Raw genomic sequence first — 292 nt, forward strand, 5'->3', positions numbered from 1 at the left:
TAGGCTGTTGGGGTCTGGGGCCTGCACCGGCCACTCGACCTCGCCGATGTAGCTGCTCGGCGCCCAGGGCGGCGAGGGATCGCGGCCGAAGTTGACCCAGGCGGGCCCTGGCGCTGCGCCGGACACAGCCTTGAACCCCTGCCCGTCCAACGTGCCCTTGAGCAGCGTGCCCAGGGCATCGGTGACTTCGTAGTCGCCGGCTTTGATGCCCTTGGTGTTGGCGTACAGGTTGAACAGCTCCAGCGCGCCCTTGCCGGGCTTGGGCGGCTCGGGGAAGGTGCCGGCCAGGCTG

The 292-nt window shown here is 69.9% G+C and carries 1 pseudogene; it reads right to left on the minus strand.

The annotated features are described in order from the left end of the window. Nucleotides 1-292, minus strand: a pseudogene (locus DM373_RS28565) (hypothetical protein); the annotation flags it as partial.

Source organism: Pseudomonas sichuanensis, assembly GCF_003231305.1.
Classification (GTDB): domain Bacteria; phylum Pseudomonadota; class Gammaproteobacteria; order Pseudomonadales; family Pseudomonadaceae; genus Aquipseudomonas; species Aquipseudomonas sichuanensis.